Raw genomic sequence first — 16210 nt, 5'->3', positions numbered from 1 at the left:
TATCTCAGTCGGAGGGCTCCAATCCATATGGAGCAAAACGGGCGCTTCCGCTTTTCTTATAATTTCTATCCTATTTATTATTCTACCGAAACTTTTTGACTGTTACCACTACTACCAATTAAATGAAATAATCGTTTATTTTCTGTATTTCAAATAGTTCCTTAACAAATAAAATGACTGATATCTAATTATTTATGTATAAATAAACTAATCATTCTCGAAAAGATTGTCGTTTTCTTACAATAAGTACATTCCTAAAATTGAAGTTGTCTACTCACTCTTGTATACTAAATAAAGATACTAAATGAAGTGAAATTTTAGTTTTTTCTGACAAAGTATCATTCCAAAACAGTAGGGGGTATTTCTAGATGAAATGGAAAAATGCTTTAGTAGGGGCTGCAATTGGATTTGTATGTGGTTATGCTACAAAATGTGCCATTGAAAAATGCACACAACCATCTCCTGACTCTATATTAGCTCGTGTAAAAGAAACCGTTAGTCGCGAAGGTAAAATTACAGGCTCATGGATTCTTATGAAGCCAGAAACATATGCAAAAAACGGCTTACATTATGACATTTTCAAAGGTGGTCTAACTCAGGTTACCAACGATGGACAAAAGCACTATGAATTCATTGCTGATGCGACAACAGGAACTGTGCTTGATCTAATCGAACAAACAGTATAATTGAAGAAAACCTATGCTATTAGATTTTTTTCAAACAATCATAATGCTCTCCAATTAGCACGGTGTAAAAGTAAAACACTCTATTTGAGGAGCATTTTAATATGGCTTAAACACGGAAAAACGAAAGGCCTATCCACGATTGAATATCGAGAATAGGCCATAGCTTGATTTTTATTTCATTGTTTACTAAACAGCATGATGTACAATACTAATCAACTAACCTATCAATTATACTAATAAATCTAATAACTCATTTATAGTATCAATTTTATAAGTAGCTAAATGATGTTGTTTAGCATCACCCATTGCTGCCACCTTCATACCTGCTTGAATAGCTGCTTCAACACCAACAACCGCATCTTCTACAACTAAACATTCATGAGGGTCAAATCCTAGTTGTTTACCTGCTTTTAAGAATACTTCTGGATGTGGTTTACTTTTCTCAATTTGATTACCATCAACAATTGCCGTAAATTGCTCTGTTAAACCAACTTGTTGTAGGATAAGCGGTGCATTTTTACTAGATGAACCAATCGCTAACTTTATACCTTTTTCCGCTAACAGTGGTAAAGTTTTCTCAACACTAGGTAATAAATCTGCTTTCGTTAGTTGCTGAAGTGATTGACGATATATTTCATTTTTTTCAGAAGCTAAATTTTCTTTCTCTTCGATTGAATAATCCGAATGACTTTGTTGAAGAATTAATTCCAAGCTTTCCATTCTGCTTACGCCGCGCAATTCATTATTTTTCTTTTCATCAAAAGGAATGTGTAATTGGTCAGCCATCTTCTTCCAAGCTAAATAATGATAGTGGTCTGTTGATACTAGCACACCATCCAAATCAAAAATGACAGCTTTTATCATGCTTTTAATCCCCTTTCTACTACTCCCGTAAGTACAAGGTCCTCACCTAAAAGTGATAGAGTTAGAGATTCTCCAGCAAGCAATTCTATTTTCACAGCACCTTTCGATACAGTTACTTCCATTAATCGTTCACGATAATTTATTTTAAATGCATAGCTGTTCCAGCCTACTGGCAAAAATGGATCAAAAGATAATTTTTCTTCAAATGTTCTCATGCCGGCAAAACCTTGGACAATTGAAATCCAACTACCTGCCATCGATGTAATATGCAGACCATCTTCCGTATCATTATTATAATTATCTAAATCTAGTCGAGCAGTTCGCTTATATAATTCCACAGCTTTTTCTTGTTTACCAATTTCTGCTGCGAGTACAGCATGGATAGCTGGTGATAAGCTTGATTCATGTACAGTTAATGGCTCATAAAATTCAAAATTACTTTGTTTTGCTTCAAAGTCAAATTCATTACCAAAGAAGTAGATTCCTTGTAATACATCTGCTTGTTTTATGAAGCAAGAACGTAGAATTTTGTCCCAAGACCAGTTTTGGTTTATTGGTGTATCCTCTGGCTTTAATGTATCCGTTGAGCGCAATTCTTTATCAAGAAAAGTATCATGTTGTACAAATATTTGCCATTTTTCGTCGAATGGGAAATACATTCTTGCACAAATATCTTGCCATTTTGCCAACTCTTTATCAGACACGCCTAGCTCTAGCTTTTTCTTTTCTGTCAGTTGCTCAAGTGTATATCGTAAAGTCCAAACTGCTAAATAATTTGTATACCAGTTATTATTAACGTTATTCTCATATTCATTTGGACCTGTTACTCCGTGAATCATATATTTATTCAGACGCTCTGAGATATGAACACGATCTGCCCAGAACCGACTAATTTCAACTAATACCTCTTGACCATATTCCTCTAGATAAGCAACATCACCTGTGTAGTTTACATAATTATAAATAGCATAAGCAATTGCACCATTACGATGAATTTCCTCAAAAGTAATTTCCCATTCGTTATGACATTCCACACCTGTAAAAGTTACCATTGGATAAAGTGCACCATCTAATCCTATTTTTCGTGCATTGATTTTTGCTCCGTCCAACTGGTCATAGCGGTACTTTAATAAATTACGTGATACTTCTTTATCGGCTAAAGCTAAATACATCGGTAAAGCAAATGCTTCTGTATCCCAATAAGTCGCTCCACCATATTTCTCACCTGTAAAACCTTTAGGTCCAATATTTAAACGTGCATCTTCTCCATAATATGTAGCGAACAATTGAAAGATATTAAAGCGAATACCTTGTTGCGCTTCATCATCACCTTCAATTAATACATCTGCTTTTTCCCAACGTCTCGCCCATGCATCAACATGCTGTTGGTAAAGATCTTCATAAGATTGTTTCGCTACAATATTTAAAACATCTTTTGCCTTTTCGGTAAGAACAGACTCATCAAAATCACGAGAAGTCGTAATTGCAACACGTTTCTCAATCACAGTTGCTTCATTGACATCCAACTGAATTTCAAATGTATTTTCAGCATATAAAGATGAAGAAGTACTTGTTTCCGTAGTCGTACCTGAAACATGGTTAATCATCTCCGCTGCTACCGTAAAACGAGGTGTGCCAAAATCATTCGGAATCGTTTTCGTAACAATACCGCCTGTTCTTCCTTCTGCTCTTTGCTCTTTCTCTAACCAAAACATTTCATCATAATTGGCATCTTCATTTTTTACATTTCCATCTAAAAATGACTTAAAGACAATTTGTGCTGTTTTAGTTAAAGGTTTTACTTCATAACGAATAGCAGCTAACTCTGGTGTAACTATACTTAAAAAGCGTTCTACCTTTACTCTAAATAATTGTTCATTTTTATTTACTGTAAATTCACGCTTCAAAACACCTGTTTTCATATCAAGTTCCATATAAAAATCCGTTACTTCATCTTGATATAAATCGAGCTTATCACCATTAATTAATACTTCAATTCCAATAAAGTTAAGGGCATTAATTACTTTTCCAAAATAATCAGGATAGCCATTTTTCCACCAGCCAACACGTGTTTTATCTGGATACCAAACGCCAGCAATATACGTTCCTTGGTGAGTATCTCCTGAATAGCCTTCTTCAAAATTTCCGCGCATCCCCATATATCCATTACCAAGAGATGTTAAGCTTTCTTGCAGTCTTTTATCATCCTTTTCAAGCTTGCTTGTTTTTAGCTTCCAAGGATCTATTTCAAATATACGGTGATTCATTATTTAATCTCTCCTTCAACATTCAATATCTGTAATGCTTGCTCATGGTTAAAGCGTGTTTTGAAAAAGGCAAAGGCTATCATTAATACCATTCCAAGAGATTGCACAGCCATAATGATGGTAACATCAAAATAGATAATACCTGTGATCATAGCTAAAATAGTCGGCAATCCAAGAGCATTTACAGTTAAATTAATAGCTTCCTTAAAAGAAGCTATTGTGGAAAATGTGCTGCGCTTTGTTGCCCATAACATCAAGGAGGCAAACAAAGTAAGCATTAAGGTACTTCCCACTAAAATCGATCCTGTCATTAAGATCATTGTAATGAAAAGAAATGCTTTGTTTTGAATGTACCACTGTGAACTAATCCAGTCTGATAGATCCACTGGTGTTTCAATATTTTTCAAATCTGTATTATTTGTATATTTCACTTTAAATGCATAACCTTGTTCATCTCTTAATTCCATTTCTGTTTTACCCATGATAATCGCATTTTCATCTTTTGGAATTTCTGTTCCATTTAGAATGATTGCAGCAGCACCATCTTTCGAATCGATGACAACATCGCCATTACCACCACTTAATACACCATCATTTAAAGAATATGCTTGGAGTTGATCAACTAGTTGTTGATTTACTAATTCCATCATATCTGGCATCACTTTTGTTAACTGGAAGGAATCAGCTTTCGCAAAATATAAAGATACAGGCAAAATTAAACATGCATTAAGAAAAATAAAGATAAACAATATTTTTCCCCAGCTCAACATCGTTCGTCCCACAAAAATACGAACTGGTGAAAAAATCAGACTAAAATAATTCAGTGGGAAAGTCATTTTTTTCATTACAATCACTTCGCTTTTTAAAAAATTAACCTTTTATAAGGTAGAAATACTCTAATTAGCCTTTTGTTCCACCTTGTGTTAAACCTGATACAAAGTTTTTTTGCAGGAAGAAGAATAATAAACAAATTGGTAAGGCAGCTAAAATTGCTCCTGCAGCAAATAGAGCTACTTTTTCTTGTTGCGGGTTTGAGATAAATTGTTGTAAACCTACAGCAATCGTTAAACTTTCTGGTGAACGCAATAAGAATTTCGCAAGCATGAAGTCACCAAAAGGTCCCATAAAAGCCCAAAGTGCTTGAACAGCAATCATCGGCTTAACAAGCGGTAGAATGATTTGGGCAAAGATTCGGAAGTGACCTGCTCCATCTAACTTTGCGGATTCATCTAAATCACGCGGAATTGTGTCAAAATAGCCTTTCATTAACCATGTATTCATCGGTATACCACCGCCGATATAAATAAGGGTTAAGAACCAATACTGATCAAGTGCTCCTAATAGCATCGCTAACACATAAAATGCTGTTAAAGCTGCCATCGTTGGAATCATTTGTACAATTAAGAAAAACATAAGAATTTGCTTACGACCTGGAAAACGATAACGACTATAAATATAGCCTGCTAATGTGACAACAATTACTTGAATAACCATTGTTGATACAGCGATAATAAGCGTGTTTTTATACCAATCTAAATACAACGTATCATTGAATAAGCGAACGAAATTATCCAGAACCCACTCTGTGCCAAAATCTAACTTAAAGGACACGATATTTCCGGGCTTAAACGCTGAAGATGCGGTGATTAAAATCGGGTATATGATAACAGCCGCCATTATAAGTAAGAACGCATATGTCAAAAATTTCTGGAGACCATTGGAAAAACGTTGGCTTTTTATCAAGTTTTTCATGTTACATCATCTCCTCGTTTCCAAATGAATTAGTTTTCTTAAATGCAATGAGAGACACACCGATGACAATTACTGAAATAATTAATGTTACAGCTGCAGCAATCGCATATTGTGGTGATGTTCCTGTCGTTAATTTATAAATCCACGATATGAGAATGTCTGTTGAACCTGCTCCTGAACCGACACTTCCTGGTCCACCACTATTGAATAAGTAAATAACCGAAAAGTTATTAAAGTTAAACGTATATTGCGTAATAAACACCGGTGCCGTAACGAATAGGATCATCGGCATTGTAATCTTAAAGAAGCGTTGAATAGCATTAGCACCATCAATTTTAGCCGCTTCATATAACTCACCTGGAATGGATTGCAATACACCCGTTACCATTACATAAATATATGGGAAGCCTAACCATCCTTGAATCATAATTAAAGCTGTTTTTGTCCAAAATGGATCTGTCTTCCAAGCAATCGGATCAATATCCACTAATGGTAGCATATTAATCAGAGGTAAAATCTGCGTATTAATTGCACCTAAACTATCATTAAACATGTTTGAGAAACTCATGATTGTAATAAATCCAGGAATTGCCCAAGGCAATAAGAAAATAACACCGAATAAACGTTTACCTTTAATAAATTTCTGATTTGCAACAATTGCTAGGAATACACCTAAGGAAATTTGCAATGTAGTTGCACAAATTGTCCAAATTAATGTCCAACTAAATACACTCATGAAAGTTTCACGATAAGAGCTAAGAAGGAAAATATTTAAGAAGTTTTTAAATCCAACCCAATCTAACAACTTAGCAGGGGGAATGTGATAGAAATCATAATTTGTTAAAGCCATTAATAGCGTTACGACAACAGGAAAGATAATAACAAATAACATTAACACGTAAGCTGGTAATGTTAATAAATAGGGAAATCCTGCATCTACTGTATTCTTTAAAATGTCTTTTACACTCGTATTGACCTTTTCCCCGATTTGCCATTTAGTGGCAACTCGTTTCGCATCAAAAAGATTTAGACAATAAAATCCAATAAAAATGATTAAAATAATTAGTTGTAAAACACCTTCTACTAATAAAAAGAGAGAGTTATCTTGGATCGGTACACTTCCAAGCGTAATTAATCCTATTAAAGCATTCCAACCAAACAAACTAAGTTCAACGATGAACAATGCTGTCACTGCTAAAAATATGATTCCTTTGAATAACTGCTTATTATAGATCTGACCTAGACCAGGTATTATTGAAAGCAGCATCGCTTTTCGAGGATTCACTGATTGTATCTGCTCCTTATTCATTGTTCCGCTCCTCTACATGTCATTTTCTCCTACTAATAAGAGATAAGGCCAAACAGTTTATTAAAAAACTGTCTGGCGCTTTTCATTGTTAGTTGTTATATTTTTGTTCAATGTTTTCATTAATTGTTTTAACAGCTGCTTCTGCTGCTTGTTTTGGTGTTTTCTTACCAGAAATTGCATCTGCCATTAAAGTTGCACCCGCTGTCCAAATTTCGCCCATTTCAGGAATATTTGGCATTGGTTGCGCTACCTCGTAAGTTTCAATAACCGCTTTTGCTAATTCATCATTAGTAGCTATAACTTTTTCTTGTGCAGCTTTATTCATTGGAATTTCATTTACATGTTCATAAAATTTATAGCTATTCTCTTCATTTGTTACATAATCAATCCACTTTTGAGCAAGCTCTGGTTGTTGAGAGTATGCACTTGCAACCCATGCTTTACCTCCAGAAAATGGTGTATACTCTTTTCCGTTAGGTAATGTAGGTAGTTTTGCTACACCATAATTTACTTTTGCTTCTTTGTAGTTTGTTGCTGCCCATGGTCCGCTAATTATAGAAGCTGCTTTACCTTCAATGAACATTTGATTGATTAAATCTTTTGCACTTTTCGCATCTTTCATACCTTGTGGCCAAATATCGTTGTACCATTTTGTTGCGTATTCTAAGCCTTCAACGGCACCTTTATTATTTAAACCAACATCTTTTGGATCTGTTCCATCTTTACCAAATGTGTATGCTCCATACCCAGCTAACTCACCGTATAAGATATAGAAATCATTCCAATCAGCTAAGAACGCAGTTGATTTACCTGGTTCGTTAGCGAAACTAAAACGAGGATCTTTTGCTAAAGCTTCTGCTTCTTGCATCGTTGCCGGAGCTTTATCTACTAAGTCTTTGTTATAAAATTGAACAAGTGTTTCTACAGTGAATGGTGTTCCGAATCTTTTACCATCAATTGTTACAGTTTGCTTAGCTTTTTCATCTAGTTTATTATTTTCATTATCTTTTGTTTCTAACAAATGACCTTGCTGTCCAAGTGATCCTACTCGGTCATAGGCAGACATCAAAACATCTGGAGCATTTCCTCCTGGACCATCTAAAGGAAGTGCTTCTAACTGATCAAACATCGGTTTCTCAACGACTTTTACCTTAACATCATTATCTTTTTCAAACTGACCTTTTATCTCGTCAATAAACGGTTTATAGGTTTCTTCAACCGATACTGTTAATGTATTGCCTTTACTACTGCTTTCTTTCTCTTTGCTTGAATCACTACCACAAGCTACTAGGCTCATAATAATTGCAAATAGCATAACTGCTAAACCAAATTTCTTCATGTACTTCATTATCTTTTCCTCCTTGGGTGAAAAACTATGTAGCACTAATCTTATGTTGATACATACCTTACTTAACTATTTTTCTAAAATAATAAATCTAAGTTAACTTATAGTTGTATTATGAACCAACATCGAAAGCGTTTACAATACTATTTTCTGTGTTACCGGTAACAACTTTTTTCAATGATTTCACTAATTAATTACCGATTCCCTCTAAAAATAGGATATAAAATGGCTCAAAAAAACATTATTTACAAATAATTAGCATAATTCTCCCCCAAAAAATAAAAAGACTTACACTAAAACACTTGTGTAAGCCCTTTTTATACTATTTTTCTTTTTCATGTAGCGCTCATGTTACACGTAACATGAGTATCAAGCTATTCTGTAATTCCAATGGTCGATTCTCTTATTTTAAGCTTCGGTTTAAAGAGAATAGAGTTCTGTTCTCTACCATTATCATTAACCTTTTGAAGTAGCATTCGTGCACATGCTTCACCCATTTCTATAACTGGTGATTGTACTGTCGTAATTTTAGGCGAAGAAATACGATCTAGAAATACACCATCAAATCCAGTAATAGCTATATCTTCCCCAAACTTCCTACCTAATGATACGGCAGCACGAATAACGCCAATAGCAATGCGATCTGATGCACATACAATGGCTATTTTACCTGAATGCTTTTGTAAAAGCTCCTTTGCTTTTTGTTCTGCTACGCCAGAACCATTTTTCATAAGATAAACCTGTTCTTCTAGTTTCTTTTCTCTAATGACATCTTGATAACCTTTTAATCGAGATTTCATAAAAGGTTCATTTATTAAATCAATACCAAAAAATAAAATTTGTTGGAAACCTATTTCATATACATGATTTGTTGCTAATTCCATACCTAATCTGTTATCAACGTCAATACAGTCGTAATTATATTCATTCTCACCATAAAGAATAACAGGCTTATCGATTTTCCCTAATACCGATTTGAAATCTTCATTTCTCACCCCAGTGGCGATTAGACCATCATAGACCCCAATATTTTGTGATTTACGTGTAACCAGCTGCAAAGAATATGAATGCCTGTCCAATTCTCTACTAATTCCCGTTAATAAATTCATATAATAAGGTTCTGTTGTATCTATTTCTTCTAAAATGAGAAATTTGATAACTTGTGTTCGATTTTGAACAAGTGCGCGTGCAGCATAGTTAGGGACATAATCTAATTCCTCCATCGCTGCATATACAAGTTGCTTTAATTCATCTGAAACCTGATTAGGGTGATTAATGACACGTGAAACTGTCATCTTAGATACATTTGCTTTCTTCGCAACGTCTACCAAGGTTGCCATTCTTTTCTCCTTCTCCTTCTTTGTGTTTATTCTATGTTCACTATGTGACGAGATTAAAAAGTTTTATATATTTTAATATTAACATAAACAATCATGAATTATTTATCCTATAACACATTGAAAAACTTTTTGATAGAAAAATAAATAAAGCTTACCTCAAATGTTAATATATTCAAGGTAAGCTCTATTCTGTATTTATTAATTATGTGACCGTCTCATTTGTTCCAACACATAGAAAAACGCACTGATTGTTCTGCGAAGAATAAGTATCTAAAATCCATTTCACAAAACCAAAAGCTGGAAATTTTTAAAGACTTTATCCTTCTTGTATAACTAGATAACCAAATGCTGGAATCGTTTGTGATGCCGATAAAGTTACTTTTTCACCAGAGATTAAATCAACATATGAATGGTTTTCAAAAAGGGCAGTATCTATTCTTTGTTCCGTATCACTGTTATTAATTACGAACCATACATTTCCTTCCTCAGCATCCTTACGATACATCAATAAAGATTCTGACTCCGTATCAACCCATTTAAATGTTTGTGATCTTAATGCTGGAACTGTTTTTCGCAATTCAATTAATCGACGAATAAAACTTGTAAATTCTTTATTTGCATCTAATGCATCCCAAGGCATTGCTTTACGGCAGCCGGGATCATCTAAACCATTAAGCCCGATTTCCCCACCATAATAAATAGAAGGTGAACCTGTATAACTAAATAAAAGTAAATACGCTAGTCTTACTTTATCAAGATCATCCTTACAACGTGTCACAATACGAGCCGTATCATGACTATCTAATAAAGCAAAAGTTACTTCGTTCATATTTTTCGGATAGCGAACAAGCGCTTCTGATAAAGCATATTTATATTCTTCAGCTGAAATTTTTTGATAACAAATAAAATCGATAATAGCTGATCCAACAGGATAATCCATAACCGCATCAAACTGATCACCTTGAAGCCATGGCATTGAATCATGCCAAATTTCACCTAAAATATATACATCCGATTTAATTGCACGCACTTCGCGTCGGAAGTCACGCCAAAATACATGGTCCACTTCATTAGCCACATCTAAACGCCAACCATCAATATCAAATTCTCTCACCCAATAACGAGCAACCTCTAATAAATACTCACGGCACTCTGGATTTTCTGTATTAAACTTAGGCATAGGATTACAATAACCAAACTTCTCATAGTTACCCTTTTCAAATGAAACAGGGAACTCAGGAAGATAGAACCAATCTTTATAAATCGATTTCTCTTGGTTTTCCAATACATCCTGGAAGAACTTCGACTGATAACCAGCGTGATTAAATACCGCATCAAGCATTACACGAATGCCTCTTTTATGTGCTTCCTCAACAAGTTTTTTAAACGTTTCTTTATCTCCAAACTGTGGATCAATCTCCATATAGTCAATCGTATCGTATTTATGATTGCTAGAAGCATGGAATATTGGACAGAAGTACAGTCCTGTTATACCTAGATCTTGTAAATAATCTAATTTGTCTATTACACCGTACAAATCGCCACCCATGAAATTTTCTGGAGTTGGCTCGCTTCCCCACGGTACTGCATTTTCTGGGGTAATTGCGTCATTACCATTAGCAAATCTCTCAGGGAAAATTTGATACCATACTGTATCTTTAACCCAATTAGGTACATTCCCAATATCTATGTTATTCATATATGGCATACAGAAGAAATTATTCACTTCTTGTAGTGCTGCCTCTTCATTTTCTGGATTTAAAGTTACGATGCGCTTCTCACCAAATATTATTTTCTCATCTTGATCTTCAATAATAAAAGCATAGCGAAAACGTTTTGTATCATTCATAAAAGAAGCGATCCAATATTCATATAACTCAGTCTCTGCTTCTTTTTTCATTGGAATCGTTGTTCCACCTATCCAATCTTTTGCGCCTTCAGCATTTAAGTTGCCGCCAATGCCAGTTGCCCAATCGTACGGATCTCCAATGCGTAATGATACTTTTTGAGCTTCATTTTTTGCTAGACGTACGCGAACATGTAGCGTATCTTTATCATAGCCATAGCAAAAATTATTTTTCCCACGATGGTAAATAGCTGTTTTAGTAATCATTGTTCAAACACTCCTTATTATTGACTATTAAGTATCATACATATCTTCTTCTACCCATCCATTTAGCACTTCCGCTTGTAAACGCTTACTGCGAATTGTGGATGAATGATTTAATATATTAAAAAACTATTATCATTGTTATTAGTATATTGCTTTTTCTTTCTTTATTCTTTCAAAAATATGCGATAAAATATAATAAAATTGCTATTTTGAAAGAAGGTGTATCCTAATGAACGAATTTGATCGTTATAAAGAGAAAATAATTCACGGTAATCATTTACTTCCGTTTCAATTCTATATTGCCTCAGAACCAGCTCGTTTACATAAAAAATATTGGCATTGGCATGCAGAATTTGAAATTTTTTTGCTTACAAAAGGAAACATTACCTATCAAATTAACAATGAAAATTTCACATTAACAAAAGGAGATATCATCATCATTCCTCCTAAACGGTTACACTGTATTAAAGAAATTCATACTGATTTTATTTCCTATCATTCACTTGTTTTTTCTGTTCAAGCATTATCTTTAATGTACGGGGATGCTGTTCAACAAAATTATATTAATCCTTTGACAGAGGACTTTGTACAATTCACAACACTCATTGATACTAACCATTCAGCTCATAAAAAACTGGTTAGACATTTAGATCAATTACTAGTCCATTACATTCATCGAGATACAGGGTTTGAATTAATGTTAAAAGGTGAACTTTACCTTTTACTCGGCACACTTTTTCAAAACGATATTATTCATGTGAAAAAATGGCCCAACCATGATAAAAAAAATCAATCCATTCGACAAATTACCACCTTTATTCAAAATTCATTTCATCAAAAGATGACTGTGGATGAATTAGCTCAATCATCAGGTTATAGCATGTATCATTTTATTCGTTTATTTAAAGCCTACACAGGCTTTTCACCAAATCAGTATTTAAATAATATTCGTTTAAACCATGCTATGTATTTACTATCTTCCACTCAAGAAAATATCACATCTATATCGCTTCAATCAGGATTTGAATCACCTGCATATTTCACTAAGCAATTTAAAGAGCGATTTGGACAAACCCCTTCTAACTGTCGTAAAAGTTTGCAAAACCAAAACACTAGCTTACGTTCAGGCAAAAGTAAACGGCCTACCTCCAATTAAATATTGGAAATAGGCCGTTATTCTTTCTTAATCCTTGCTATGTGCAACATTGTTTCATTTGTTTACTTTTATTATACTTGCTCTTGACTACGTTCCAAGCTATAAACAATCTCTTTTCCATCACGACTAAATTTAACAGCTCGGTACAAAGAATCATGATAAAACGTATAGATTGCATCTCGTTTCAGACCGTAATCCATCCAAGCTTGCTTTTGATACACAGAATTCATAGGATAATCATCATATGCCATAACCCAAAGCACATTTGCATGAGCATGCGTCGCCATAATATCACCCATATGAATAAGTACTTCATCATTTTGTTCCATAATAATGATTGCGTGCCCATCACTATGCCCGCCCGTATGTACAATCTTGATGGAATCTGTTATAGCCAATTCATCCTCAAATGTGACAACTCGTTCCTGAATCGGCTCCCAATTTTCTTTCCAATATGTATTTTCCGAGCGAATATTGGGCTTTCTCATTTCATTCCACTCTGTACAAGTTGTTATGATTTTTGCATTCGAAAACACTGACTGTAATTCGTCGTTTTCTAGTTTTGTTAAACCGCTTGCATGATCGAAATGCAAATGAGTCATTAATATTGTATCAATATCATTAACGCTTAAACCAAGCTTTGCTAATGATTCATCAATTTCTGTCTCAGCTTCTACACCGTAATTTCTTTTTTGTTTATCTGAAAGCTTTCCTTTACCGATACCTGATTCTATTAATATATTTCTGCCTTCTGTCTGTACTAAAATAGGGTCGGTAGCCAACTTAATTTGATTTTTGTCGTTAGAAGGATACTTCTTTGACCATAGCGGCTTTGGCACGACACCAAACATTGCTCCACCATCTAAATTTGTAATGCCACCCTTTAACCATGTTAAAGTTATATTACCAAATTGTAATTGATCCATCTAATCCCTCCTCACTTACACATTCTATCAGAATATTAGTTTAATTCAAAAGGTAATTATCTCTTACAATTGTTATTCTTTAAAACTAGAAAACTCTTTACTTCTCAAAAGATTTTTTTGAATCTTACCTATTGAGGTTCTCGGAAAATCATCAATAAAGCGAAATTCCTGAGGCACTTTAAAGTTGGATAAATGCGCTCGACAATATGCGCTTAGTTCTTCTTGAGATGTATTCGTATTCTCTTGCAATATAATATAAGCGATTACAGCTTCTTCCCTTAAATGATCCGGTTCGCTGATAACAGCACATTCTTGCACAGCTGGATGATTACTTAACACATTTTCTACCTCAATAGATGAAATATTCTCTCCTGCTCGTTTAATCATATCTTTATTGCGGTCTACAAACCAAATAAAGCCTTCATCATTACAATATCCATTATCTCCAGTATAAAGCCATCCATCTTTAATTGTTTCAGCGGTAGCTTCCGCATTCTTGAAATAGCCTTTCATTAAAGAAGGACTTTTAACAATAATTTGTCCAACTTCTCCTACAGGAACATCTTCATGATTTTCATCTATTATTCTTACTTCCATTCCTAATCCCGCTTTTCCAATTGGAAGAATACCTGTTTGAGGGTCTACAGGCATGTCTTCATCCAATGGCGTTACAATATTAGTTGTAATCGTTTCAGTCATACCATACCATTGAAATAAATGAATACCAAATCTCTGTTGAAAACTGTCAATATCATTTTTCGTAACAAATAATCCGTATCCTGCTTGGCGCAATGAATGTTGTGTTTCATCTGGGTGTGGGGGTGAACTATTTAATATTTTAATAATCGTCGCTACAAGACTACTAACTGTAGGCTTATATCGTTTTACACTATCCCAAAAAGTACTGGAACTAAATTTATTAAGTAAAACGATTGTGCCACCAACTACAAGCATCGCCATGCTTGTATAGTATTGGGAGTTCGCATGGAAGAGAGGTAAAAATATTAGATAACGATCTTCTGGAGTTAATCTTTGATAGAGTACGGAAGAATGACCTGCAAATAAATAATTCTCATGTGTGATTAATACACCTTTTGGTTTAGCTGTTGTGCCGGAAGTATACATAATGCATGCAACATCATCAGCTGAAACTTGCATTTTCACATTAGAGTCATTTAACTTTTGCTTTTTTTCTTCCCATTCAAGTGAAGATGGTTGAATGAACAATAGAGGATATTTCGAAGTGATTTCTAGATGTGTGTCATTTACTAACCTTTTTTCATATATAAGACCTTTACTCTCAGAATGCTCAAGAAAATAATCTAATTCAGGTGCAGTGGATGCCGTATTGATTGGTAAAAGAATAGCTCCTATCGCCCCACAAGCAAACCATACCTCATAAAAGAGTGGGGAGTTCGAGAGAAAGACAGCTACTGTATCCTTTTTTTTAATGCCTTGATTAGTCAACCATTGGGCACATTTATTAATCCGCTTTAACATATTAGAATAGCTAATTTCTTCATTTTCATATATCAAAAAATGTTTATTATTATATCTTTCTACTTGCTGTATCAGTTTTGTATAAATCGTTAAATTACCTTGTGTTAGCATGAATGTTAGCTCCCTTCTTTGTTCAAATTCACTTTCAATGTTTACAAAAATAAGATTAATGATAGATAATAAAGACTATAGTCTATGAAATTAATTTCGCAAACTATACTCCTTTTGTCAATGTATTTTTAGAAATTTTAGAAAAGGTGATTTTATGGGTATTAGGAAAACTAGAGCATTAAAAACGAAAGAAAGAATTCTAAAAGTAGCTATGGCATTGTTTAACGAAAGAGGATTTAGTAATGTTACAGTTGATGAGATTGTAGAGAAATCTTCTACGTCTAAAGGAGCTTTTTATAATCATTTTAAAAGTAAACACGATATCTTTTTAGAGAAGTTTAAAGAAATAGATAGCTTTTATGTAAAAGAATTACTACCCAAAATAGAACAAGTTGATTCAATTGAAAATTCACTAAAACTCTTCCTTTTCATGCAAATGGAATACATCGAAAATGAAATAGGTTGGGATGTTACACGCACTCTCTATGAACAAGAATTAAATGTTGAAAGAGAAAGCTTCTTCTTGAATCCAGATCGTCCACTCTATCAAATTCTTTCTTGTATTTTTCAAAAAGGACAAGAGGAAAATGTATTCCGACAAGACTTTACTGTTGATGAAATGGTAACCATTATCACTAGAGTAATGAGAGGGATACTATATGATTGGAGTATTAACAAGGGAAATTATTCTTTAAAAGTTGAACAAGAAAACCTATTTGCAGTTGTAATCAAAGGATTGATGAAATAAACGTAAGGCTTATCAACTCATTTTTATAAACCTCTAATGTGCAGCTCGTTTCTCCTAGCTGCACATACTTTTTCTCCATAGCAAATACTCTTT

At 34.0% G+C, this 16210-nt stretch carries 13 protein-coding genes; 3 read left to right on the top strand and 10 right to left on the bottom strand.

What is annotated here, in order from left to right; translation table 11 throughout:
• Nucleotides 1-368 precede the first annotated feature (368 nt).
• Nucleotides 369-686, top strand: coding sequence for a peptidase M4 (locus tag V7014_RS19865; protein WP_335509574.1), 318 nt, complete (start codon nt 369-371; stop codon nt 684-686).
• 228 nt (nt 687-914) lie between these two features.
• Here the strand turns inward: V7014_RS19865 and pgmB are convergent, their stop codons facing one another.
• The 8 genes from pgmB to V7014_RS19825 form a co-directional block, all read right to left on the bottom strand.
• Nucleotides 915-1550 (bottom strand): beta-phosphoglucomutase, encoded by a 636-nt coding sequence (gene pgmB / locus V7014_RS19860; protein ID WP_335509573.1) that lies wholly within the window; start codon nt 1548-1550, stop codon nt 915-917.
• Nucleotides 1547-3820: a glycoside hydrolase family 65 protein gene (locus tag V7014_RS19855; RefSeq protein ID WP_335509580.1), complete on the bottom strand. Its 2274-nt coding sequence runs from the start codon at nt 3818-3820 to the stop codon at nt 1547-1549. Before V7014_RS19855 ends, pgmB begins: the two co-directional genes overlap by 4 nt.
• Nucleotides 3817-4662 carry a DUF1189 domain-containing protein gene (locus V7014_RS19850; protein WP_335509571.1) on the bottom strand — a complete coding sequence of 282 codons (846 nt, stop codon included), beginning with the start codon at nt 4660-4662 and terminating at the stop codon, nt 3817-3819. The genes V7014_RS19855 and V7014_RS19850 overlap by 4 nt, the downstream gene beginning before the upstream one ends.
• Nucleotides 4663-4717: 55 nt before the next feature.
• Nucleotides 4718-5569 carry a sugar ABC transporter permease gene (locus tag V7014_RS19845; RefSeq protein ID WP_335509569.1) on the bottom strand — a complete coding sequence of 284 codons (852 nt, stop codon included), beginning with the start codon at nt 5567-5569 and terminating at the stop codon, nt 4718-4720.
• Between the two features lies 1 nt (nt 5570).
• On the bottom strand, nt 5571-6878 hold the full coding sequence (locus V7014_RS19840) for a carbohydrate ABC transporter permease (protein ID WP_335509567.1): 1308 nt from the start codon (nt 6876-6878) through the stop codon (nt 5571-5573).
• Between the two features lie 88 nt (nt 6879-6966).
• Nucleotides 6967-8226: an extracellular solute-binding protein gene (locus V7014_RS19835; RefSeq protein ID WP_335509565.1), complete on the bottom strand. Its 1260-nt coding sequence runs from the start codon at nt 8224-8226 to the stop codon at nt 6967-6969.
• A gap of 371 nt (nt 8227-8597) precedes the next feature.
• On the bottom strand, nt 8598-9563 hold the full coding sequence (locus V7014_RS19830; RefSeq protein ID WP_335509563.1) for a LacI family DNA-binding transcriptional regulator: 966 nt from the start codon (nt 9561-9563) through the stop codon (nt 8598-8600).
• Between the two features lie 316 nt (nt 9564-9879).
• On the bottom strand, nt 9880-11673 hold the full coding sequence (locus tag V7014_RS19825; protein ID WP_438824947.1) for a glycoside hydrolase family 13 protein: 1794 nt from the start codon (nt 11671-11673) through the stop codon (nt 9880-9882).
• 232 nt (nt 11674-11905) lie between these two features.
• Between V7014_RS19825 and V7014_RS19820 the strand changes: the two genes are divergently transcribed.
• Nucleotides 11906-12832, top strand: a complete 927-nt coding sequence (locus tag V7014_RS19820) for an AraC family transcriptional regulator (protein WP_335509559.1) — start codon at nt 11906-11908, stop codon at nt 12830-12832.
• A gap of 71 nt (nt 12833-12903) precedes the next feature.
• Here V7014_RS19820 and V7014_RS19815 read toward each other — a convergent pair whose 3' ends face one another.
• Both V7014_RS19815 and V7014_RS19810 read right to left on the bottom strand, forming a co-directional pair.
• Nucleotides 12904-13758, bottom strand: a complete 855-nt coding sequence (locus V7014_RS19815; RefSeq protein ID WP_335509557.1) for a YtnP family quorum-quenching lactonase — start codon at nt 13756-13758, stop codon at nt 12904-12906.
• A 72-nt stretch (nt 13759-13830) separates the two neighbouring features.
• Nucleotides 13831-15369 carry a class I adenylate-forming enzyme family protein gene (locus tag V7014_RS19810; protein WP_335509555.1) on the bottom strand — a complete coding sequence of 513 codons (1539 nt, stop codon included), beginning with the start codon at nt 15367-15369 and terminating at the stop codon, nt 13831-13833.
• 154 nt (nt 15370-15523) lie between these two features.
• Here V7014_RS19810 and V7014_RS19805 point away from each other — a divergent pair, with 154 nt between their 5' ends.
• On the top strand, nt 15524-16117 hold the full coding sequence (locus V7014_RS19805; protein ID WP_335509553.1) for a TetR/AcrR family transcriptional regulator: 594 nt from the start codon (nt 15524-15526) through the stop codon (nt 16115-16117).
• Nucleotides 16118-16210: the final 93 nt, after the last annotated feature.

It is taken from the genome of Bacillus sp. JJ722, assembly GCF_036963345.1.
Lineage (GTDB): Bacteria > Bacillota > Bacilli > Bacillales > DSM-1321 > Bacillus_AD.
This window is presented reverse-complemented; position numbering and strand designations above follow the sequence as displayed.

What these genes read in the sequence shown, in the direction of transcription:
- V7014_RS19865 (WP_335509574.1), top strand. Translation starts at nt 369, where the DNA reads ATGAAATGGAAAAATGCTTTAGTAGGGGCTGCAATTGGATTTGTATGT.
- pgmB (WP_335509573.1), bottom strand. Translation starts at nt 1,550, where the DNA reads ATGATAAAAGCTGTCATTTTTGATTTGGATGGTGTGCTAGTATCAACA.
- V7014_RS19850 (WP_335509571.1), bottom strand. Translation starts at nt 4,662, where the DNA reads ATGAAAAAAATGACTTTCCCACTGAATTATTTTAGTCTGATTTTTTCA.
- V7014_RS19845 (WP_335509569.1), bottom strand. Translation starts at nt 5,569, where the DNA reads ATGAAAAACTTGATAAAAAGCCAACGTTTTTCCAATGGTCTCCAGAAA.
- V7014_RS19840 (WP_335509567.1), bottom strand. Translation starts at nt 6,878, where the DNA reads ATGAATAAGGAGCAGATACAATCAGTGAATCCTCGAAAAGCGATGCTG.
- V7014_RS19835 (WP_335509565.1), bottom strand. Translation starts at nt 8,226, where the DNA reads ATGAAGTACATGAAGAAATTTGGTTTAGCAGTTATGCTATTTGCAATT.
- V7014_RS19830 (WP_335509563.1), bottom strand. Translation starts at nt 9,563, where the DNA reads ATGGCAACCTTGGTAGACGTTGCGAAGAAAGCAAATGTATCTAAGATG.
- V7014_RS19820 (WP_335509559.1), top strand. Translation starts at nt 11,906, where the DNA reads ATGAACGAATTTGATCGTTATAAAGAGAAAATAATTCACGGTAATCAT.
- V7014_RS19815 (WP_335509557.1), bottom strand. Translation starts at nt 13,758, where the DNA reads ATGGATCAATTACAATTTGGTAATATAACTTTAACATGGTTAAAGGGT.
- V7014_RS19810 (WP_335509555.1), bottom strand. Translation starts at nt 15,369, where the DNA reads ATGCTAACACAAGGTAATTTAACGATTTATACAAAACTGATACAGCAA.
- V7014_RS19805 (WP_335509553.1), top strand. Translation starts at nt 15,524, where the DNA reads ATGGGTATTAGGAAAACTAGAGCATTAAAAACGAAAGAAAGAATTCTA.